We start from the raw sequence: 20,564 nt of genomic DNA, 5'->3' as shown, positions 1-20,564 counted from the left end.
ACATCATGACCACCGGTTTCGCCAACACTACGGATACACCCGCGGCATCAGCACTGCCGCTGTTCTACCGCAAGCCCGCGGTTCTTCACTCGGAAGCGCACGCAAGCTGGCGGTTGAAGGACGGTGATACGGCTTTTGCCGCCAGCACGCCGTATGTGCCGGTCGTCATAGGCGAAATCGGCGAGGCCAGCCGTAGCTATCCGGTGGTCTTTGCCGGCGACACACTCCTTCCCGCCGTGATCCTCGGGCTCTGCGAAGGAGAGAATCTCTTTGTCGAGAAGGGCGCGTGGGCCACGGAACATTACGTTCCGGCTTACGTGAGGCGCTATCCATTCGGCTTTGTTTCGATCCCGGAATCGGAGCGCTTTGCGCTGGCCATGGATACCGCGTCCGAGCGCGTCGTCCGCGAGGGTACGGAGGGCATGCCGCTGTTCGAGGAGGGCGGACCCAGCCATCTGACTCGTCAGGCCTTGCAGTTCTGCGAGGCTTACCAGGTTGAGTTTGTGAGTACGCAGTCCTTCGTCGCCGCGCTTCGGGAACACGATCTTCTGATCGACAAGCGGGCGGACGCGACGCTTGCCGACGGTCGGCGCTACGCGCTGGACGGATTCCAGGTTGTCGATCCAGATCGTTTCAGGGATCTCGATCAGGCGACGGTCGTGGATTGGCATCGCAAGGGCTGGCTTTCGCTGGTCAATCTGCATCTTGCCTCCCTTGGACGGCTGTCGGCTCTCATGGAACGGCAGGTCCGTCGCGTGGCGCAAGGCAGCTAAGTCCCCAGACACCTGACTCCGTAGCAGATGCGATTATTACATAATATGCATTATGCGAAGTATGAGATCTATGCGGCGATGGGCCCTCTTGCTGTTCAAACGATGCTTTGGCGCTTCCTGCGGCTCTTATTCGGTTGCCCCTCTTGGATGGTGTACTTGACCGGAAACTCGGAACCAGACAACGCCATCTCGCGTTGCGCCGCGCGGACCAGGAAGCCCGAGCGGCTTTCACCGTGCGTCTGTGCGTACTGATCGATGCGATGCAATACCAGCGCCGGCACTGTGATGTTGATCTTCGATGCCGGACCCAAGTACTTCTCCACGGGCGCATCGATCACCACCCACACGGCGCCAACGAGGTCGGGGTTCGCCTGGTGCTCGGCCAGCAGCCGGGCGTCCGGCAGCTGTTCGCCATCTTCCAGCATGGCTTCGACATGTAGGTCAATCGCCTCGTACGCGTTGGCCACGGCCTCATCGAACGTGTCACCGGCGGAAAAACAACCCGGAAGATCGGGCACGGTCACGCCGTAGCTCACGCCGTCGTCGGTATGCAGGGCAAGAACGAATCGCATGGTCACCTCCAAGGCCAATCGGCCTGACGGTAGATGCTGCGCAAAGTTGGCAGCGGAATATCGGATTTTGGATGCGGTACGGTCACCCGCCCCGCCCGTCCAGGACGTTTGAAATGGTGGTGTGAGCCCTTCACCCGGACACACTCCCAACCTTCGCGTTCCAATCGCCTGATCACGTCCGCGCTCCTCATGGTGGGTATCATACCCACTATCCGCAAGCTGACGCGCCCGGCCACTTGGCCGACTTGATGGATCAACGCAATGCGCCCTCCCTGCTGGCCTGCTGACTCACCCTGTCCGAACAACTGCGCCGCCCAGCGCTACCGCCGATTGATCTACAACGAAACGCCCCTATACGGAGCGTGGAGTGGCTGGCGGCTTGCTGGTGCGCGGCTGATATCGCCCCCGAGGGACTGGATAGCGCCTCACATGCTAGATCGCTGGCTCTGGCGGCACGGAAGGCTGTTCGAACGGTGAACTATTGCGAGCTGGCCCGGCACGGCTGCGGACGATTATTTTTCAGGGATTGCGCCCAGCCGTTGCCGCTTCGATCAAAGACGGTACCATTGATGCAGGCCCGGCTGATGCCACGTGCTCGCGCCGTGATTGGCCCCTGGTAAGCCGGTAGCTCGACCGGCGCAGATCGTGCCGTAACGCGCTCGGTGACCTTCCCCGGATTGCTTGTGTTGAAACCCCACGCACCGACGAGCGAGCTGATAGTAAGGGCAATCCATGCCATCCGCACCAGATCGGCGACGAGTACGCCCAGGGCAACACCAACAACGAGCTTCCACAGCGGTAACGCTTCGCGGTCCATAGACACGCCCTCCCCCTTTGAGCGAGCAGCGTAGTGCAAAAGCAGTTTGCCATGAGGAACATTCCTCAATCGGTGATTTTACGCAGCGCTTGCCAGCACTACCGCTCCGGGGAACACTCTCGCAGAAAGCGGTTGCCGTGCATTCGAGCTCGCCGGGTTTTGCTTTACGGCACCAGCACGGCAACGACGGCGAACGCGACCAGATGCACCGGGTAGAACAGCCAGAACGCCCAGCGAAGGCGCGGGATCGAAAGGTCAGATCGTGAGGCAAGCCAGACGATGGGCAATGCGAGCAGCGCCCAAGCGTTGAGGTTGACTAGGCACAACGCGAACAACGATCCGACAAGCGCGACGGCGGTTCCCGGTTGCGGACGGCTGAAATACAGCCATGCGGCGATGACCAGGGCAACGCCCGGCCCCGTAGAGGGGTACGGCCCTTCCCGCTCGCCAGCTATCGTTACCGCGTCAAGCTGCCGGCAATCGTTAGAGAATCCGTATCCGCTCTGGACGCGGCTTACGCATGCCCAGCTTCAGCGCCCAAGGCACGGGTTGCTCCGAGTACATAAACCGCCTGGCGTTATGTGCAGTTCGACGATTGAGTTGGACAACCCTACTCGCGCGGGCTTCTCGGAATTGTCGTGACTGTGCGCCCTGTCGATGAGCCAGCAGAGTGATTGAAGTGGAAAGCGGAACGCTCAGCTCAGAGTTGACCCTGCCGATGCCAATGCCGCGGAAGAAGAACAGTGGATCGTCGCAAGTGAGGTACGGGTCGGAGGTGCTGACCAAGAACGTCCAGTCCATGCTGCGAAGCGCTGACATCATCTTGGGAGTAGCGCCGTCCCGGAGCATGTGGTGCCAGTAGTGGTCAGGCGGTCCATCGGCTAGACCATCAAGGATGTCCGATACCCGCTGTTTTCCCTCGGCCGCCACTTCTGCTGGCAGGGTGCCGTCAGCGACCATTTCTTCGATTTGGAAAAAGTACCCTTGCTTGTGCTCCCTAGCGAGTCCGGGAATGTGTGAGGCTGTCCGATCACGACCTGCCGGCACTCGCTTCCACATCGTGAGCAGATAGGTGGCGAGCACTTCTCTCTCGGACTCTTCTATCGGCTGGAACTGACGTATGCGATCGATGGTGTCTTGAGCCGGCCCTTCAATCTTCTCCGCCAGATGCCGTTCCAGCTCATCGGGCCACAGTCCGTTGACGTTGGCTTCTGACTTCGGTTGGCCACGGCGTGTGCGCTGCTGTTCCAAGTCGTGGACCCAGAACCGCTCGTCTACCGCAAACCCATTGAGGTAGTGCTGGGGCAGGTAGTGATCTCCCATACTGTTCGGCTCAATTGGCGTCTGAGACAGTCTTCTCTAAGTGGTGCCGGAGGATCTCATGCACTTTGTCAGCAGCTCCCACAGTAGATGGTCTGCGGTTCAGGGTCCGGGTAATCATGAAGGCTGCGCTCATGGGCGACTCCAAGGTCAAGATATCGAGAGAATCAGCGACTGTCGCAGGCTTGTTGAGCCAAGAAGCGCGGCTAGATAGTGCCCCGATTGGACGCATCCTGCGGGTGCCCCCAAGGTAGGAAAATTCGATGTGTTGAGGTCGTTTGGCCGGCGTCTCCAGGCTATCTCGCTGCGGGAAGCGCGGGGAGGCGATCCACAGTCCCTACCCCGATAAACATCCCTAACTGCCGTGCTCTGGGGCGGCTGCTTTCGGCTAGGAGTGGGTATTAGACAGAATATTCTCCCGAGAAGTTGTCGTTTTCCGAGCAGAGGCCAGTCGAGCAAGCCAAGCCTGCGCCTCGTCGAGATCGAGGTTAGAGCTCGCGTAGGTTTCTCGCAGCAGCTTGGGCGAAAGCAGTTCATCCCATTTTTGTCTGGCCAAGTTGCCGGCGTTAGCCAGCAACTCATCGGCTGTCGGGGTATCGTCCAGACCGATGTCGGCCAATAGATCCTCGAGTTCCTCCAGACTCCGCTCGGCGCGCTGGATCTCGACCCCCAGCCTGCCAGCCGCTGCGCTCACGCCTCTTGCCATCAACAGGCACGCTATGGCCTCGTTGGCAGGATCACCCAACCAGGTCAGCAGAATCGCTTGGCTGCCCTGATCAAGGAGCACACGATCTTGCATCCCTATATCTTGGAAGGCCATACGTCCTTCATCAAGAAAGCGTTGTGCCTCGGTGTCCAGATAGCCTAAGACTTCGGTATGCAAATAGAGTTCGCGCATGCGTTGTCGCACGCGGGTGTGAACTTGGCCGGCGCCACCATTGAACAGCGGTGGGGCGCCTGCCCGAGCGGGCACGACATGGATCGTCTTGTGCGCCTCATCGATGTCCTGGACTTCCCAAGTGCGACCCCCAAACAGGATTCGCTGGCCGGGAACGATCATCTGCGAGACCGGCAGGGTTCCGAGCGTCTTCCCTCCAGAGACGATGCGAAACTCCTTATCGCTAGTGAAGGCCGCATAGAACGAATGGTGGTTGACGATCTTGTCGCCGATCCGACCATGAAGCAGCAGGCCGGAGTGATCTTGGGTCAGGATTTCCTCGTTCCCCAATGTTCGAAGGAGGTCGGTGAAGCTTTCCTTGGACACGCCCTCAAACGGACCGGATGAGGCGCACAGCAGCCGGTAGGCCTGTCCAGCTTGCAACCCACCGTATTGCGCGATCGCCGAGAGCAACTGCTGGATCAGGGTGGAGTAGTGCGCTCCGTGCACCGCAGGCGGCTCGAACCAGTGTTCCAACAGCAAAGAGATAACCGCTGCCGTGTGGACGGTGTTCAATCGAAGCCGCGTCTGCAGGTCGGCTTTCTCGTCCTGCGCGTCTTCGATGACGTAGCCGCGCAGGATGGCCGGCTCGCCCTTACGCCGACCTGATCGGCCCAAGCGCTGTCGCAAGCTAGCAACCGACGGCGGCCTCCCGATCTGGACCACGCTTTTGACCGCGCCGATGTCGATGCCGAGCTCCAAAGTGCTGGTGCACACCGCCGAGGCCGGTCGCTCTCGCTGTTTGAGTGCCGCTTCAGTCTCGTAGCGGATCTCCTTGGACAGGTTGCCGTGATGCGGCCAGAACTCTCGCGGTAGCTGAGCTTGTTCGCACAGCGTGTTCAGAATATGCGTGTATCGCTCGACTTCCTGGCGGCTGTTGGGAAAGATGAGATTGTTGGATCCACGTAGCACCTTGAACATGTGCTCGGCAATCGCCAGTGGAGCTCGATCGGGCGTAGGGCCGTTGTTTCGTGACACGCCAACGGGGGGCAGCGGTTCCTCGAACCCTTTGACCTTGATGAGTAGTTGCCCACCGCTGGAGTCGGCATTCACGATGGATACGGCTCGATCGGCCCGCAAGAACCGGGCTGCCAAGCTCATGTCGCCAAGTGTGGCCGACAGTCCTACGCGCGGAACTCTGCGCCCAAGCGTGATCTCGATACGATGCAGGAGCGACTGCAGCTGTTTCCCTCGTTCTGAGCCGATGAAGGCATGAAGCTCATCGACGACAAAGAATGCCGTTCGCTTGAACAAGCCAGCAACACTGGTGCCCCGGAGGCACAGCGTGGCCTCCAATGACTCGGGCGTGATGAGCAGCACGCCGTGCGGCTTGGCCAGGAACTTGCGCTTGCTAGTGACCGTAATGTCCCCGTGCCATGGCCACACCGGGATCTCCAGGTTCTCGCAGAGGCGATCCAGACGCCCGAACTGGTCATTAATCAGCGCCTTCAACGGACTGACATACACGATCAGTCCCCCGTCGGGCTGCTGGAGCAAGTGCGTCAAGGCCGGAAGGAACGCGGCCTCTGTCTTCCCCGAAGCGGTACTGGCCGCAACGATGACATCCTGGTCACCCGGTAGGATCAGCGGGATGGCCTTCTCCTGAACCTCGCGCAGCTCACCCCACCCCTCGGCCCACAGGTAGTGCTGGATGCGAGGATCCAGCTGCAGGAAGGCTTGGGAAACCGACATCGTCGATCAGAGCTTGAAGGACGCTAGTTCGTCATCCGGGTCGACTGCAAGGTCGCCCTTGCCACCTTGGTCGGTCTCAACCGCGACCTCGCCTATCAGGCTCTTCCAGTCCGTATCGGGATTTTGCTCCAGGATGGCGAGCAGATTGATGAAGGAAGTGATCGTCGTGCGCGGGGTGCGGAAGAAGCTGTCGCCGATGCGATTGGCACAGTGCTCCATGAAGCTGGCGATTGCCGAGTCCGGTAGCAGGTAGCGCTCCGCGTCGCCCCCGGCATAGACATGGCGGATCTTGCCCAGCAGCAGGTAGAAGTCCTCAAGGGTCAGACTGGAAAGGCGAAGGATTGGGCCGGTAAAGTCGACCAGTTCGCCCGTTGCGAAGGCATTCTGGGCCAGGCGACTCTGGAGCGCTGAATAGCTGTAGACGCCACGCCGCGGATCCATGAGGAACTCTGGGGTGCCGCCCAAAACGAAGCCCAGACCTACAGCAGTGCCCTGCAGTGAGTCATTGAGCATGCGCAAGATTTGCTCGTAGTTGGAACTGCGCGCCTGTGCGTTGGCGAGCTTGTAAAGATTGACTAACTCGTCGAGGCACACGAACAGCCCAGCGTAGCCGGCTAAGCGTACAAAGCGGGCCACGAGCTTGAGTTGGTCGTAGACGGACGCGTCATCCACGATGGTCCTGACGCCCAAAGCCGCCCGTGCATCGGTCCGGGTTGAGAACTCGCCCCGCAGCCAGCGGATGGCATCGGATTTCAGCTGCTCGTTGCCTTCCTCTGCTCCACGACAGTAGGCGGCTATGACATCGGCGAAGTCATAGCCGTTGACGAGTTCGGTCAGCTGTCCCAGCTTCGAGCGAATGACCTGCTCGGTCGTCATGCCCTGCGCTTTGGCCTCCGACTTGGCCGTGCCGATGAATTTCTCGACCACTCCGGCCAAGGCGCCACCTTCGGGTTTGGTACGTGTGGCCAGATTGCGCATGAGCTCGGCATACAGCGAGCGAGCTTGTCCACCCGAGGCGTGCAGTCGACGATCGGGGTTGAGGTCCACATTGGCCACAACGAGCTTGCGCTCCATGGCAATGGCACGGATCAGGTTCAGGAAGAATGTCTTGCCGGCGCCGTATTCGCCGATGACGAAGCGGAATGAGGATCCGCCGTCGGCGACCCGGTCGATATCCGCGACCAGCGCCTCGATCTCCCGGCCGCGAGCGACCTGAATCAGGTGTTGGCCTGCGCGAGGCACGACGCCCGCGCGGAGAGATTGGATGACGGCATCGCGATCTTTGGGACGGATTAAGGCACTCATGCTTCGATTTTCTCAAGTAGTTCGGTATTGACGGTCACGGGATCATCGCCTTCGCACACAGGCTCGTCGAACGCATCGAACGCCGCTTCATTGATCTGCTCCAAGACACCATCGAGCATGAGGTCGAGATCAGCGGCCACATCCTCCAATTCCAATCGCGACCATTCCGGTCGTGACAGCAGCAGGCGCAAGAAGGCGGCATGGGCGTCGTCCAAGCCAAGCAGCGGAGATGCCTCGCATTCCGGCTCTGGCTCGGGCTCTGGCGCAGATGTCGGCGGTGGTGCGCTGGCAGCTTCATCAGTGAAGATCTTCGACAGCAACGCCGAAACCCTGGCGGTGTCTTCCTGCAAGGCGGCGATGCGGTCGGCATCCAGTCGGAACCCTTGCTCTTTGGCCTGCGCTGTCGATAGAGGTGCGCCACCAGCGCCGACGGCATGGACATCGCTGAACACGCGCTTGGAGTCAACCCCAAGCGCCTTGTACACCTTCTCCAGGAACTTGACCTCGTCCGGGGACACGAACCCATCGGATTGGGCCAGTGTGACCATGAAGGCTGCAAGCATCTCGCGCGCAGTGACGGGAAGCGGTTCCAGCTTCTTCTTCAGGCCGGCCAAAGTCGGCGGGGCCGCCGTCAGCCATTGCAAGTGAGCTTGGAGCCGGCGGCGTTCGGCGGGTGTCAGGTGCGCCCACCCCGTAATCTCGGCCCGCAGGTGCGAAACCTCGTGTTCGTTGAAATCGCCATCGGCGTTCGCCATAGCGACGGCCAGCTGCAGAGTCAGCGCGGCGGTCTGATACTCGGCTCCCGAACCAACAACTGCGTCCAGCAATGGCTGGGTAAATAGGACCACTGTGTCCTGCTCTCTGGGTGCTTTCGCATCGGCCAGTACATGTGGCTCGAAGCCGATCTCGTCCCCTTCCAAGGCACGGGCAAGCCCACGGACGCGGGCCCGATTGATCGGCAGCCCGGCTCCGTCCAAGGCTTCCAGCAACTCTTGCAGCGGCAGCGAAAGGCGACCGTCGCGCATGCGGCTAGTCAGCCCCTGCAGCTTGGCTTGGGCGGCGGGCGGCCACAGCGTGGCGGGCAGCAACAGAAGTCCTTCCAGGCTGCTGGCGGCCGCAGGGTCTCTACCCATCAGCCGACTGTAGGATCCGAGTTCGTCTGTGCACTGGCTGGCGATCTCGCCCAATTTCTTGATCGGCGTGGTGAGAGCAGTGACATCCGGAATGTCACCGAACCCCATGGTGATGGTGGCGCCGCGGAGTCCGGCCGAGGCAGCTTGGTAGACGAACTTAAGCTTGGTCCGGTTCTTCGGCAACACCAGGCCCGATCCAAGGGCTTCGTGGTATCGCTGAATGAACAAACGCTCGAACTCATCAGGACAGCGGGTGGCGGCTGTCCGCAAATTGATGTCTGGGTCCAATCGCACCCATGCCAGCGCAAGATGCGCGGGAACCGGTGCACGATCGACCGCAGCCTGCCCAAGCGCCAAGCGCAAGTAAGGGGGCAGTTCGTAAGTCCTCGGTAGATCCGGCACGGGTTGCCCGTATAGCTGGCCCGAAGCGCCATTGAGTTCGATCCAACTCACTAGCTCGCCGGCGTAGCGCTTGAACGATCCCGATTTCTCCCCGTAGATCAAAAGCAGCCGCCGTAACTCGGCAATGATGGCTGGCCATTCTTCTTTCGCCGAAGGATCATCGCGCGAATCGATGATGACCCGTCGCTCAAGACCATAGAAGAACAAGAAGACGTAGCCGATATCACAGTCAGGGTGCGAGCGCCCTTCCGACAACCAGTTCAGATAGGCTCGCCGCTCGTTCGGTGACGCGTCAGCGTAGCTAGGCCAGTAGCTCATCTGGCGGGAGCGGTAGTCTCCCACGCGCGCCACATTGAGCTGACCACTAATTAGGCAGGGGGCGGTGATGCCGCTGGGTGCCCGCAGGCGTCCGCCGACGTAGATCATACCGCCCGGTAAATCCACACCGGCGACTATGACGTTCTCGCCAGGTGGCACCCAGCGTCCATCCCCAAAGCCCGAAGGCGCCTTCGGGATAGCATAGGAGGAGCCGGATTTTTGGGCAGGGACCGGAGCGGAATAGAACTCTTCGGTCCGCGCCGGTGTGGAAGCAGATGCGCTATGGCTTGGAGTGCTTGGCGGTGCCGTGCTGGCTGCGAGCGTGGTCCGCATCCGAGGCGACAAAGAGGACCGGATCCCGCCGTCCGTCAACTCTGCCAAAGTCGGTTGGTGTTGGGTTTGGAACTCTTCGGCGGCAACCGCGGCCGAGTTGGCCTTGTTGTTCAGGTGTTTGATGACGAGATACGCCACCAATCCGACACCACCGAGTACCCCGAGCCCGATCCAGGCTTCCTTGGGCACCGCTGCAATCAGGACCAACGCCCCCAAGAACAGCCACAAACCACCCCCAGACGAACGTTTTGCCACCTCGGTTTCTCCTCTCCTGCGACCCGCGCTCACCTCGCGCGTATCCCCAGTCCGGAGCATACGCCACGCCACAACGAGCATCCCGACAGCAGGCGCTCTATCAATGCCCCTCGGAAATTTTTCCGGAAACGGTGAGCTAGCTTAGCTCTGCTATCGCGTCATGAAAGTCATGCTCATGGACGATGAGCAACATGGAGCCTGCCTTCCGTAGCTCGATGGCCTTCTCAACCTTGCGGCCGTAGCAGGCATAGGCCCAGCACGGATTTCCGTCGGCTCCAATGACTAAATAATCCACCTTCTTGGAGAGATTCGGCGCGAGTTGGCCGCCCAATGCAGTAATTGTTTCTGCAATCTTCGCTCTGGGGTACCGACTGGAAGCACCCGTGAAAACGAAGTGCTTCCCGTCGAATATGATTTCAGGACAGACGGCACAGAGGCCGACAATCGCCTGATTCTCGTCCCTCAGCACGGGACTAGTGAGGGTTCGGTCATCGGCTAGTGAAATAAAGTCAGAGAAGAACGAGTGCAGCAATTGGTGCTCGCGCTCATCGATGCGTCGGTCCTTGAGCACCGAGGTGATCAGGCTCCCGACCTCTTCAAAGGGCCAGCACCTCTTGAGGTGATCATGATCGTCCATCCACTCAGCCAGCCCGCGTAGCTCCTCCTCGGTGATACGCGTGTCCGCAATGATCCCGCCGAGAACCGCATGAAGTCGCTGTAGATCGGCGGTGATCCTGTCGAAGAACTCAGAGGATCGAAGCCGCTCGCACAGCCAAGTCAACTCATCATGCTCTTCCGCCGTAAGGACTCCGTCCCCTATGGCGGCTTCCACGACCAGTATCAACTCGTTGAACGGGTGTCGGTTCCTCAACTCCTGATGCTCGGAGAGCCACAGGCTTAGGAACCCGAGTTCGACATCATTGATGGCGCCATCGATGGCTATGCCTTCGACGATCCCCATCAGTGAATTTACAGCCTTGTCGAGGCGAGCCTTGCCGTTGAATTTCAGGTAAGGCAGGTGATCTGTATGCATGGCGTCGCTCCCCAACGAATCGTCCAACCCCAGAGTAGCGCTTTGCGATCAAGCTCACACTGCGCGACGTTGAGACACGAAAAAGCTCCAAGGCTCCCCTGAGGCTTCTCTTCAGGCGTCCTAGCGAGCCCCTAATCCTCCGGCTCTTCCTTCCATAATTTACTGATCTAAAAGGCGACACGGCCATTGGTTCCGAAAAATGGATTGGCACCATTGAACGACCGCCTAGGGTCGGAAGCTGCCCTTCCCTACCCCCCTCCCGATAACGCTCCCTAACCGCCTTTTGTCAAGGATGGTTCTGCTGTCGGAAAGAAGCGGACACCCATGGCCGCGACTTCGATAGGAAGGCTATCCACGCCACTAGGGAACTGCGTCATGGTAAAGGTTGGCAGTTCTTAGTCGTTAAAACGGACTGGCACCTCTACTCAGGACATCCTGACTTCATATGAACATGAACATGAACATGAGCTGGGAAAGCATCATTGCCGGCATCCCTGCCCTCGTATCATTGGCAGGCTTCTTGCTGGCAGCACTACATATTTGCTGGCGAGCAGGATCCCTGCACCCGCTCAACAATCGACTTCTACGCCTTTTCATTAGCAGGGACGACATTCAAGACGAGCTCGTCAGGAAGAACCTATCAGATTACTCTGCGCTTGCCGTCTTTCGGATGACCTATGGCATTCCAGCCCAGACCCTAAAGGACGCTAAGGAGATCATCGGCAAGGCCGAGTCTCGCAACATACCCCTTGATCTTGTGGGCAGAGCACGGAGTGCTTTTGAAACTACCAGCTTTACGATCAACCCTCGAAAGCGGCCTCACCCTGTAGGTATCGCTCTCTCGGCATTCCTGCTCTTTGTCATTTTCTGGTTCGCTGCGGTTTTGGGGCTGGGCGCTATGGAAGACAGGCTGCTCGCATCATTGAAGGCGACCGGAACTTGGGTTTGGCTGGACGACGGCGAGGCACAGCTGGTGCTCCCCTTGTCTTCCGAGCAGCGCACGATCCTGTCGGCTGCCTCATGCTTAGGAGATCCTGGGGCGCCGCATAAAGAGGCTCCAACCGGATTTCACGCGAATGATCCGGCCATTCTCTGCGATATCTGGCGAGACCCGTCAGTTAAAGCTGAACTCACCAAAGCAGTTCGCAAGCAGCGGCAGACGGTCTCATTTGCAGCCATTTTCTTGTTTTGGACCTGCTTCGTGTTGTACAGCCTCATAAGGCGAGCCGTAGCCATTCGGATCCTTGACCGTCTTGTGATGCCGCAGTCAGCCATACCCCCTGTGATCGGCAAGCACGAACGCTACCGAATTCTTCTTCTCGTCAGGCTAGGAACGCGGCTCGATTGGCGCTTGCGAGTGCCGCGAAAGCGCAGTTCATGAGTGCGGGTCGCGAAGAGGAAATGGCGCCCTGCCGCTGCAGCCGCCATCGGCGCGTTACCAACGACGTTTGGCCCGCTGCCGTTGAGCGCTGGTGACCTTGTTGGCTATGTACAGGGATACCCTGCCCGCGATAACGCTCCCTAATCCCCTAGCCTGCTCCGCCCTGCCATGGTCGACGTTTGCATCCTGCATCCGACCAGCCGCACTGCTCCTCGGCAGCGCGGCCATCATTGCTTTGGCCAGTCCAGTCCAACAGTTGCTCCTTGCAGGCCATGTCGGCGGGTGCGCGGCGATGGTCGTCATCGGAGCCGGCGCCTTCTCGATCGCTGCTCGGCGTCACGGGCGTCGCGTCATCCGTCTCCAGCCCCACACCCCGGATCGAGGGAGCGACGACTGACCCGTATGCGGATGTCGTGTGTACTGGAACGCTGTCAGTCTCCAATGACGCGGCAGCTGATCGCAATAAGACCGTCTGCTCCGGCGAATCGGAGAAAGGAGACCAATATGAGAGGCCTCAAGAACAAGGTTGCAGTCATCGCGGGCGCGGCGCCAGGCAACATCGGCGGCGCGACCGCCATCCGCCTTGCTGCAGAGGGAGTGAAGGTGGTGGTGGCCGACTTCAACGCACCCGCTGCCTCTGCCGTTGCCGACGAGATCCGCGACAGCGGTGGGATCGCACGGGATCGCGCGTTCGACATCACCGACGAAGCGTCGGTGAAATCCCTCATCGACCATGCAATCGACGAGTTCGGCCGTATTGACGGCCTCTTCAACGTCGCCGCCGATTTATCGGCCCGGACGTTTGGAAGCGACAGCGACGTCATGTCGGTACCGCTCGACGTGTGGCGCCACACCATCGACGTGAACCTGTCCGGCTACATGTACGGCATCCGCCACGCCATGCCCATCATGATCAGGCAAGGCGGCGGCGCGATCGTCAACACGATGTCGAGTTCGGTCTGGATGGGTGAAACCAACCACGTCGCCTACCAGTCGTCGAAGAGCGGGCTGATCGGGTTGACGCGGCATTCGGCGAGTGTTGGGGGGAAGCATGGTGTCCGCACCAACCTCCTGTCGCCGGGCGTCATCCTGACCCAAGCAGCAATGAACGGTACATCCGAGGAATGGCGCGCGGAGATCCTGAAGGGCGTCCGTTCCCCTCGGCTGGGCCACCCCGACGACATCGCATCGATGGTCGCCTTCCTGTTCTCCGATGACGCGTCCTACGTCAACGGCCAGTCCATCCTGGTCGATGGCGGCGCGAACTTCACATGATTACCACCCAGAGGACATCGCCATGATCCAAGCCACCGCCACACCACTGGAGCAACGAAAATGAGCAAGATCCTGGTCCTGTACTACTCCGCTTACGGTCATGTAGAGCGCATGGCACAAGCGATAGCCGAAGGCGCACGCGAAGCCGGCGCGGCGGTGGATATCCGTCGTGTGCCTGAAACTGTTCCAGAGAACGTCGCCAAGGGTGCGCACTACAAGCTCGACCAGGAGGCACCGATGGCCAGTGTGGACGAGCTTCCCCAATACGATGCGATCATCATCGGGACCGGGACGCGCTACGGCCGCATGGCCTCGCAGATGGCGAGCTTCCTCGACCAGACCGGTGGTTTGTGGGCGCGTGGAGCGCTGAACGGGAAGGTGGGCTCAGCCTTCACCTCCACCGCGACCCAGCACGGGGGACAGGAGACCACGCTCATGGCCATCCACACGAACTTGATGCACTTTGGCATGGTCTGCGTTGGTTTGCCCTACAGCTTCCAAGGGCAGATGCGGCTCGACGAGGTCACGGGCGGCTCGCCTTACGGTGCGTCGACCATTGCCGGCGGCGACGGCTCGCGCCAACCCAGCGAGAACGAGCTCGAAGGGGCTCGGTTCCAAGGTCGTCTGGTCGCCGACGTCGCCTCAAAGCTTGCTGCTACCTGAGCTACCTGGCTGACAGATAGCGCGAATCCCGCCATTCGTCGGGGCCTGACGTAGTTCAACACCTTCATTACGCCAATCATCGGGATGCCCTCTACCCGGGCCCAATCCGTCCGCGAGACTGTGCTGGTCAGTCATCAAGGAGGCCGTCTCATGAATACGTTTTCCCGTGCTGCTGCCACCGCGGTGGATCACAGCAACGCGTTAGTTGAAGCGGTGCAGGTTTCCAACGCGCTGCGGCGGGAACGATTCGCGGGCGCTGCATTGCGCGCAACCGCTACATTCTGGTTCGGCATGGCGGTACTGGGCCAGCTGGTGTTCGCGACCTATGTGGTGGGCTTCTATGGACGCGTAACGCTGCAAGGTCAACCGGAACGCTGGAACCAGGTGATGCCGCACGGTTACGTCGCAGGCGATACGTTTTTCAACCTCGTTCTTGGCCTGCACTTGTTGTTTGTCGTGGCGATCATCACGGGTGGAGTGTTGCAGCTGATTCCGCGAATCCGCCGCAGCGCGCCGGCGTTCCACCGCTGGAACGGGCGCGCCTACCTGCTTGCCGCTGCGATCCTCAGCGTGGGCGGTCTGGCTATGGTGTGGCTGCGGGGTGGCATGGTCGGCGACCTGCCGCAACACTTGGGAGTCAGCCTCAACGCGTTGCTGATACTTGGCTTCGCCGCCACCGCCTGGCGTCATGCGCGGGCACGCCGATTCGATCTGCATCGTCGCTGGGCGCTGCGTCTCTTTCTGGCGGTAAGCGGAGTCTGGTTCTTCCGCATCGGCCTGATGTTCTGGATCGTGGTGAACCAGGGACCAGTCGGTTTCGATCCGGAATCGTTCACCGGGCCATTCCTGAGCTTTCTGAGTTTTGCGCAGTACCTGCTGCCGCTGGGCGTGCTGGAACTCTACTTTCGGGCGCAGAAACGCCGCGATTCACGCGGCCAGCTCGCCATGGCGGCAGATCTTGGCGTGCTTACGCTGATGATGATGGTCGGCATCGGCGCCGCTACCGCGATCATGTGGTTGCCACATTTACACGCATAGTCGGCGAGCCTTGTTGCTATTGTCGTTGCGGACGGGCACAGGCTGGCACGCGTCGGATTCATCGCCCATCACGTGCAAATATCCCGCGACGCGCTGCGGCGCGCGCCTTACCGGATTATTCTCACGCCATGCTCTCTTCCGCCATTCCCGCAAAAAAGCATGGTCTGGCATTGCTGCTCGGATGGCGGCGCCTGCGATTTACGCTGTCCGCATCGATCGCCCTCGGTTTGTTGATCAGCGTGGGCTTTACCTCAACACTGTTGTCGGTACTCGCCCGGGCCGTCGCGATCGGACTGTTCGCGATGCTGGTGTTCGGGTTGTTCGAGCAATGGCCCACGCGGCTGCCGGTCTGGCTTGCGCGCTGGGTGTTGCAGGTGCTTGGCGTGGCGATGGCCATGCCGCTCGGTACGTACATAATCTACATACTCATGACCGACACCGGTGCACTGCCGTTCTGGCAGGATGAGGAACGCCTGAGTGGCTTTGCGATGTTCAGCATTCTCGGGGTGCTGGTGGCGCCTTGGGCGGCACTCGCGGCGTTGGTGTGGCAGAAGGATGCGCTGGCGCGCCATCAAGCCGTCGCCTTTGAATTGGAACGCAGCGAACTCGAGCGCCAGGCGCTGGATGCGCGCCTTCATCTGCTGCAGGCACAGGTTACCCCGCACTTCCTGTTCAATACGCTGGCCAACGTGCAGGCGCTGGTTAACACCGGATCGCCGCGGGCTTCTGCCGTCCTGGACAGTCTGGTCGCGTACCTACGCGCAGCCGTACCCCGCCTGCACGATCCGGCGACCACACTCGGTCAGGAGCTGCAGCTGGTTCGGGCCTATCTCGAATTGATGCACATGCGCATGCCCGATCGACTGCAGTTCGCCCTGCACGTGGATGAGTCAGCCCTGAGGCTGCGCTGCCCGCCGATGACGCTGCTGACGCTGGTGGAAAACGCTGTGCACCATGGCATAGACCCAAGCGAGGAAGGTGGCCGCATCGATATCTATGTACAACGACGCGGCGGCCGCTGCATCCTACGAGTTACGGATACGGGCGTCGGCCTGCAAGCTTTGGGCAACGGGCTGGGCACCGGCCTTTCGACGCTGCGTGAGCGCCTGCGGTTGATTTTCGCAGGTGCGGCAGAGCTGCGGGTGAGTGCGCAGACGCCGCACGGCGTCTGCGCCGAACTGGATATCCCGGCGCTTGGAATGAACGACTGATGCCTCCACACCCAACTGCATTGATCGCCGACGACGAGCCACTGTTGCGCGACGCCCTGGCGCACCAACTGGGTCAGGCATGGCCGGAACTGGAGGTGATTGCGCAGGCACGCAATGGCCGCGAAGCGATTGGGCACTTCGAAGCCCGACGCCCCGACGTGTGCTTTCTCGACGTACAGATGCCGGGCCTGTCCGGCGTGGAAGCCGCACACCATATTGGGCGTCGCGCACATGTGGTGTTCGTCACCGCCCACGACGAATACGCCGTACAAGCCTTTGCCGCAGGCGTACTCGACTACTTGGTGAAGCCGGTGCAATCGGCGCGGCTGGTCGAGACGGTGGCACGCCTCAAGGAGCGCTTGCAGGCGGCGCAGCCGGCGTTGAACACCGAGGTGCTGCTGCAACAACTTGCCGCACAGTTGCAACGCGACGCGACGCCGGCACCGTTGCGCTGGATTCGCGCACAGGTCGGGCAGACCCTGCGCCTGATACCGGTCGAGGACATCGACTTCCTGCGCGCCGATGCCAAGTACACGCTGATCGCCTGGCGCGGCGATTCTGGTCAGCCCAGCGAGGCCCTGATAAGCACCGCCCTGAAGGAACTGGTCGCACAGCTCGACCCCGCACACTTCGCGCAGATCCACCGATCCGTCGTGGTCAATCTCCGGGCTATCAGCCATGTCGTCCGCGGCGATAACGAAACCGCCGGCATCCACCTGAAGGGGCGCCGTGAGGTGCTACCCGTCAGCCGCAGCTATCTGCACCTGTTCCGTACGATGTGAACGGTCTGTCTCGCTGGTATCCCTCAATCCTCTCTTGAAACATCGCCGTCACTTCAAAGCTGCAGATCAGGTTTTGGTCGCACTAAAGAACACATGCGTATCTCCGGCATCGACGCAGTCGGCCTGGTGCATCGCACCGCTCAGACAGGGGCGGTTTCCGGCACCAGCGACGCTTGATCAAAGCACTCGATGAGCAATTCGGTCAGTGCCCGTACTTTCCGTGCTGGATGCTTGCCTGGTGGGCGGACAACAAAAATGCCTGCCGGAGGCAGCGGATAGCGCGTCATGATCCGGACAAGCCTGCCGGACGCCACATACTCACTGATGATCGCATCGGGTAGCCACGCGATACCGAGTCCTGCTACGGCGGCGGTAACGAGCGCAGTCGCGTTGTCGGCCTTGAAACGCCCCCTTGGATGCACCGTGACGAGCTCGTCGCCATGCATGAACTTCCAGGCTTCGGTTCCCTTCATGAGTGCCTCGTGGGCCAGGATCTCGTCCGGCGCCTCAGGGGAACCGTGAGCTTTGAGGTACTCAGGGCTCGCCACAAGGCTTCCATAAACCGGCCCGACGCGTCTTGCGATCAGGTTGGAGTCCGGGAGATAGCCAACCCGAATGGCGCAATCGAAACCCTCGGCGACAAGATCAACCATCAGATCGGTGTAGCTGGTATGGATGTGGAGCAGCGGGTGGTGTTGCGCCATCTGCGCGAGCACCGGCGCGAAATGCGCCGGGCCAAAAGAAAGCGGCGCGGCGACGCGCAAACGCCCGAACAGGTCCCCGTCGGGCAGGATGGTTTCCCTGGCCAGGTCGATCTCGCTGCAGGCTTTGGCCGCAGCATCGCGAAACGTACTCCCGGCTTCGGTAAGCGCCGCGCCACGCGTGGTGCGTGCTAGCAGCTGGATACCAAGTTCCGCCTCAAGCCGGACCAATCGCCGGCTGACGATGGACTTCGAGACTCCAAGCCGGCGCGCTGCTGGGGAAACCCCTCCCGCATCGGCGACTTCCACGAATGTCCTGAGATCTTCAATGTCCACCTCGGTTCTCTCGATCTCGCGACACAGCCTGACATGGATAGTACCAGCCCAGTGTTCCGGCTTATGCGACACAGCATGACGCGAGAACGGGCTACCGATCCACGCAGGGGAGTGACAACGTATCTCCTCTGAGGCAGCGCACCAGTCCGCGCACGCCTTGGGGAAAAATCAGTCTCCCCTACTCTACCTGCAGAGGATGTAAGCATGCCCTTCCGTAACGGTCTTGACTCTCTACTTCGTCCTGAAGACTCGGTGCTCGTTCTGATCGACCATCAGCCCTTCCAACTGGCGAACCTCAACAGTCACGACCCGCACATGGTGGTCAACAACTCCGCGGCACTCGCGAAGTCCGCCAAGGCGTTCGGCGTGCCAACCATACTGACCAGCGTGGTCGGGGACCGTGGCGGCCACATCTTCCCCCAGATCACCGATGTGTTCCCCGGCCAGGAGGTGATCGATCGCACCACCCTCAACACCTGGGAAGACAAGAAGGTCGTCGATGCCGTGAAGGCGACCGGCCGCAAGCAGCTGATCATCGCAGGCCTCTACACCGAGATCTGCGTCGCGATGCCGGTGATCCACGCGCTCGGCGACGGTTGGGACGTGACGGTGGTCACCGATGCATGTGGCGGGGTTTCCGTCGAGTCCCATGAGGTGGCCATCCAGCGCATGATCGCCGCCGGCGCCAATGTGATGACCTGGCTGGCGCTTGCGTCCGAATGGTATCGAGACCACGCACGAACCGAGCACGCCGCCGAGTTCGTGAAGGTGCTCCAGCATCACGCCGCGGGTAGCGGCATTGCGTTCCTGTGGGAACAGCAGCTGCTCGATACGCCCGTCGCTGGCAGCGCGGGATGACCTGAGCAGGTACGAGGAGCTGGCGAGGCCGGTAGGTAGCCGGCGACGTGCGAACGGAGACACGACATGATTGAACTGATCATCGAACAACGGCGCCGGCAGCTTGGTGGCGGCATGGAGGTCGGCCGCGTGCTGCCCTTCGCCGAACGCCGTATGGTCGGACCGTACATCTTTTTTGACCATATCGGTCCCATGGACATCCCGGCCGGTGTGGACCGCAGCGCCGACGTGCGTCCACATCCGCATATTGGCCTGTCCACCGTCACCTACCTGTTCTCCGGGGAGATGATGCATCGCGACAGCCTGGGGTATGAGCAGGCGATTCGCCCCAGGGAGGTCAACTGGATGACCGCCGGCCGCGGCATCACGCACAGCGAACGGTTCGAGCGCGCGCGGGCGCAGGGCGACCACCTGCACGGCATCCAGGCCTGGGTCGCGCTGCCGGCCGAGTACGAAGAGATGGATCCTGGCTTTTCGCACCACGCCGGCGACGACCTGCCGCAGTGGAGCGACGGCGGTGTGCACGGGCAGCTCATCGCAGGCACCGCCTACGGCCTCACCGCGGCCGCAGCGACGCATTCGCCGCAGTTCTACGCGCACCTCGACATGGACGCAGGCGCGACGGCGGAAATCCCCGCCGGTTATTCCGAGCGCGCCGTGTACATCGCCACCGGTGCGGTGGAATTCGACGGCGTCACCTATACCGCCGGCAGGATGCTGGTCCTGGGCAAGGACGCATCACGGCTGCGGGCCGTCGAGCATTCGACGGTGATGGTGCTCGGCGGGGAGCCCGTCGGCGAGCGCTTCCTCTACTGGAACTTCGTGTCGTCATCGAAGGAGCGGCTGGCGCAGGCTGCAGCGGACTGGAAGGCCGGCCGCATGAAGTTGCCCGACGCCGACGATGCCGAGTTCACCCCCCTGCCCAACGATCCCGCGCCCGCCGCCATTTCGTGAGGCCTGCGATGAAAGACGACACAAAACGGCATGCCAGCCTCACCCTCGGTCGGGCACAGGCCCATATCGGTGATGTGCCCTATGCGGTGACGATGCGTATCGATGGGCACGCGATTGTCGCCGACGAACCCGAGGCGTTGGGCGGGCACAACGCTGGCCCCCGACCGTTCGGGCTGCTGCTCGGCGCGCTTGGCGCATGCACGTTGATGACGCTGCGGATGTATGCCGAGCGCAAACAGTGGCCGCTGGTCGCGCTGGACGTGCAACTGCGCTACCTGCGGCCTCGCGAGGACGGTGCGGATCGTATCGAGCGGGTGCTGGAGATCGTCGGACTGGACGACCCACAACGGACGAAGCTCGCCGATATCGCCGAACGCACGCCGGTGACGCTGGCGATCAAGAGTGGTGTCGCGATCGACACGCGTCTTGCTGCAGAGGCGGCATAACACGCACCTCCGCTGGTTGTTGCCGATCG

The 20,564-nt window shown here is 61.2% G+C and carries 20 protein-coding genes; 10 read left to right on the top strand and 10 right to left on the bottom strand.

The annotated features are described in order from the left end of the window. Positions 1-5 precede the first annotated feature (5 nt). Positions 6-773 (top strand): SapC family protein, encoded by a 768-nt coding sequence (locus ACW7G1_RS09360; RefSeq protein ID WP_456979462.1) that lies wholly within the window; start codon positions 6-8, stop codon positions 771-773. Positions 774-868: 95 nt separating this feature from the next. Here the strand turns inward: ACW7G1_RS09360 and ACW7G1_RS09355 are convergent, their stop codons facing one another. From ACW7G1_RS09355 to ACW7G1_RS09315, 9 genes are all read right to left on the bottom strand, one after another. Further along, entirely contained in the window at positions 869-1,351 is a 483-nt protein-coding gene (locus ACW7G1_RS09355; RefSeq protein WP_456979889.1) for a type II toxin-antitoxin system HicB family antitoxin, read from the bottom strand. Continuing rightward, positions 1,348-1,536, bottom strand: a complete 189-nt coding sequence (locus tag ACW7G1_RS09350) for a type II toxin-antitoxin system HicA family toxin (protein WP_456979461.1) — start codon at positions 1,534-1,536, stop codon at positions 1,348-1,350. The genes ACW7G1_RS09355 and ACW7G1_RS09350 overlap by 4 nt, the downstream gene beginning before the upstream one ends. Before the next feature lie 287 nt (positions 1,537-1,823). Next, complete coding sequence (locus ACW7G1_RS09345; RefSeq protein ID WP_456979460.1) at positions 1,824-2,162, bottom strand: hypothetical protein; 339 nt, start codon at positions 2,160-2,162, stop codon at positions 1,824-1,826. 164 nt (positions 2,163-2,326) lie between these two features. After that, positions 2,327-2,566 carry a TraX family protein gene (locus ACW7G1_RS09340; RefSeq protein ID WP_456979888.1) on the bottom strand — a complete coding sequence of 80 codons (240 nt, stop codon included), beginning with the start codon at positions 2,564-2,566 and terminating at the stop codon, positions 2,327-2,329. Positions 2,567-2,645: 79 nt separating this feature from the next. Next, entirely contained in the window at positions 2,646-3,485 is an 840-nt protein-coding gene (locus ACW7G1_RS09335; protein ID WP_456979459.1) for a DUF4238 domain-containing protein, read from the bottom strand. 385 nt (positions 3,486-3,870) lie between these two features. Then, positions 3,871-6,111, bottom strand: coding sequence for a DEAD/DEAH box helicase (locus tag ACW7G1_RS09330; protein ID WP_456979458.1), 2,241 nt, complete (start codon positions 6,109-6,111; stop codon positions 3,871-3,873). Positions 6,112-6,117: 6 nt separating this feature from the next. Next, entirely contained in the window at positions 6,118-7,416 is a 1,299-nt protein-coding gene (locus ACW7G1_RS09325) for an ATP-binding protein (RefSeq protein ID WP_456979457.1), read from the bottom strand. Next, positions 7,413-9,857 (bottom strand): tellurite resistance TerB family protein, encoded by a 2,445-nt coding sequence (locus ACW7G1_RS09320; RefSeq protein WP_456979456.1) that lies wholly within the window; start codon positions 9,855-9,857, stop codon positions 7,413-7,415. The genes ACW7G1_RS09325 and ACW7G1_RS09320 overlap by 4 nt, the downstream gene beginning before the upstream one ends. A 136-nt stretch (positions 9,858-9,993) precedes the next feature. Next, positions 9,994-10,890, bottom strand: a complete 897-nt coding sequence (locus tag ACW7G1_RS09315; RefSeq protein WP_456979455.1) for a BRCT domain-containing protein — start codon at positions 10,888-10,890, stop codon at positions 9,994-9,996. A 451-nt stretch (positions 10,891-11,341) separates the two neighbouring features. Between ACW7G1_RS09315 and ACW7G1_RS09310 the strand changes: the two genes are divergently transcribed. From ACW7G1_RS09310 to ACW7G1_RS09285, 6 genes are all read left to right on the top strand, one after another. Continuing rightward, the gene (locus tag ACW7G1_RS09310; RefSeq protein WP_456979454.1) at positions 11,342-12,271 is read left to right on the top strand and encodes a DUF6216 family protein; all 930 of its coding nucleotides are present in this window, start codon (positions 11,342-11,344) and stop codon (positions 12,269-12,271) included. Between the two features lie 504 nt (positions 12,272-12,775). Continuing rightward, a complete protein-coding gene (locus tag ACW7G1_RS09305) occupies positions 12,776-13,546 on the top strand; it encodes an SDR family NAD(P)-dependent oxidoreductase (RefSeq protein WP_456979453.1) in 771 nt (256 codons plus the stop codon). Positions 13,547-13,606: 60 nt separating this feature from the next. Continuing rightward, positions 13,607-14,209, top strand: coding sequence for an NAD(P)H:quinone oxidoreductase (wrbA, locus tag ACW7G1_RS09300; RefSeq protein WP_456979452.1), 603 nt, complete (start codon positions 13,607-13,609; stop codon positions 14,207-14,209). A gap of 150 nt (positions 14,210-14,359) precedes the next feature. Beyond that, positions 14,360-15,247: a DUF2306 domain-containing protein gene (locus tag ACW7G1_RS09295; protein ID WP_456979451.1), complete on the top strand. Its 888-nt coding sequence runs from the start codon at positions 14,360-14,362 to the stop codon at positions 15,245-15,247. A gap of 128 nt (positions 15,248-15,375) precedes the next feature. Next, positions 15,376-16,458: a sensor histidine kinase gene (locus ACW7G1_RS09290; protein WP_456979450.1), complete on the top strand. Its 1,083-nt coding sequence runs from the start codon at positions 15,376-15,378 to the stop codon at positions 16,456-16,458. Next, positions 16,458-17,240 carry a LytR/AlgR family response regulator transcription factor gene (locus ACW7G1_RS09285; RefSeq protein WP_456979449.1) on the top strand — a complete coding sequence of 261 codons (783 nt, stop codon included), beginning with the start codon at positions 16,458-16,460 and terminating at the stop codon, positions 17,238-17,240. Before ACW7G1_RS09290 ends, ACW7G1_RS09285 begins: the two co-directional genes overlap by 1 nt. A gap of 140 nt (positions 17,241-17,380) precedes the next feature. Here the strand turns inward: ACW7G1_RS09285 and ACW7G1_RS09280 are convergent, their stop codons facing one another. Continuing rightward, the gene (locus tag ACW7G1_RS09280) at positions 17,381-18,277 is read right to left on the bottom strand and encodes a LysR family transcriptional regulator (RefSeq protein ID WP_456979448.1); all 897 of its coding nucleotides are present in this window, start codon (positions 18,275-18,277) and stop codon (positions 17,381-17,383) included. Positions 18,278-18,529: 252 nt separating this feature from the next. Here ACW7G1_RS09280 and ACW7G1_RS09275 point away from each other — a divergent pair, with 252 nt between their 5' ends. The 3 genes from ACW7G1_RS09275 to ACW7G1_RS09265 all read left to right on the top strand — a co-directional run bounded on the left by ACW7G1_RS09275 (position 18,530) and on the right by ACW7G1_RS09265 (position 20,535). Continuing rightward, positions 18,530-19,135, top strand: coding sequence for an isochorismatase family protein (locus ACW7G1_RS09275; RefSeq protein ID WP_456979447.1), 606 nt, complete (start codon positions 18,530-18,532; stop codon positions 19,133-19,135). A gap of 66 nt (positions 19,136-19,201) precedes the next feature. Then, a complete protein-coding gene (locus ACW7G1_RS09270) occupies positions 19,202-20,089 on the top strand; it encodes a pirin family protein (protein WP_456979446.1) in 888 nt (295 codons plus the stop codon). An 8-nt stretch (positions 20,090-20,097) separates the two neighbouring features. Then, on the top strand, positions 20,098-20,535 hold the full coding sequence (locus ACW7G1_RS09265) for an OsmC family protein (RefSeq protein ID WP_456979445.1): 438 nt from the start codon (positions 20,098-20,100) through the stop codon (positions 20,533-20,535). The last annotated feature ends 29 nt before the right edge of the window (positions 20,536-20,564 follow it).

The sequence above is a fragment of the Lysobacter sp. A378 genome, from assembly GCF_054052125.1.
The sequence above is the reverse complement of the archived record's forward strand: the minus strand, read 5'-3'. Positions and strand labels throughout refer to the sequence as shown.

Bases quoted from the DNA above. Each gene is read 5' to 3' on its own strand.
- ACW7G1_RS09360 (WP_456979462.1), top strand. From the start codon at position 6: ATGACCACCGGTTTCGCCAACACTACGGATACACCCGCGGCATCAGCA.
- ACW7G1_RS09350 (WP_456979461.1), bottom strand. From the start codon at position 1,536: ATGAGGAGCGCGGACGTGATCAGGCGATTGGAACGCGAAGGTTGGGAG.
- ACW7G1_RS09345 (WP_456979460.1), bottom strand. From the start codon at position 2,162: ATGGACCGCGAAGCGTTACCGCTGTGGAAGCTCGTTGTTGGTGTTGCC.
- ACW7G1_RS09335 (WP_456979459.1), bottom strand. From the start codon at position 3,485: ATGGGAGATCACTACCTGCCCCAGCACTACCTCAATGGGTTTGCGGTA.
- ACW7G1_RS09330 (WP_456979458.1), bottom strand. From the start codon at position 6,111: ATGTCGGTTTCCCAAGCCTTCCTGCAGCTGGATCCTCGCATCCAGCAC.
- ACW7G1_RS09325 (WP_456979457.1), bottom strand. From the start codon at position 7,416: ATGAGTGCCTTAATCCGTCCCAAAGATCGCGATGCCGTCATCCAATCT.
- ACW7G1_RS09315 (WP_456979455.1), bottom strand. From the start codon at position 10,890: ATGCATACAGATCACCTGCCTTACCTGAAATTCAACGGCAAGGCTCGC.
- ACW7G1_RS09310 (WP_456979454.1), top strand. From the start codon at position 11,342: ATGAACATGAACATGAGCTGGGAAAGCATCATTGCCGGCATCCCTGCC.
- ACW7G1_RS09305 (WP_456979453.1), top strand. From the start codon at position 12,776: ATGAGAGGCCTCAAGAACAAGGTTGCAGTCATCGCGGGCGCGGCGCCA.
- wrbA (WP_456979452.1), top strand. From the start codon at position 13,607: ATGAGCAAGATCCTGGTCCTGTACTACTCCGCTTACGGTCATGTAGAG.
- ACW7G1_RS09295 (WP_456979451.1), top strand. From the start codon at position 14,360: ATGAATACGTTTTCCCGTGCTGCTGCCACCGCGGTGGATCACAGCAAC.
- ACW7G1_RS09290 (WP_456979450.1), top strand. From the start codon at position 15,376: ATGCTCTCTTCCGCCATTCCCGCAAAAAAGCATGGTCTGGCATTGCTG.
- ACW7G1_RS09285 (WP_456979449.1), top strand. From the start codon at position 16,458: ATGCCTCCACACCCAACTGCATTGATCGCCGACGACGAGCCACTGTTG.
- ACW7G1_RS09270 (WP_456979446.1), top strand. From the start codon at position 19,202: ATGATTGAACTGATCATCGAACAACGGCGCCGGCAGCTTGGTGGCGGC.
- ACW7G1_RS09265 (WP_456979445.1), top strand. From the start codon at position 20,098: ATGAAAGACGACACAAAACGGCATGCCAGCCTCACCCTCGGTCGGGCA.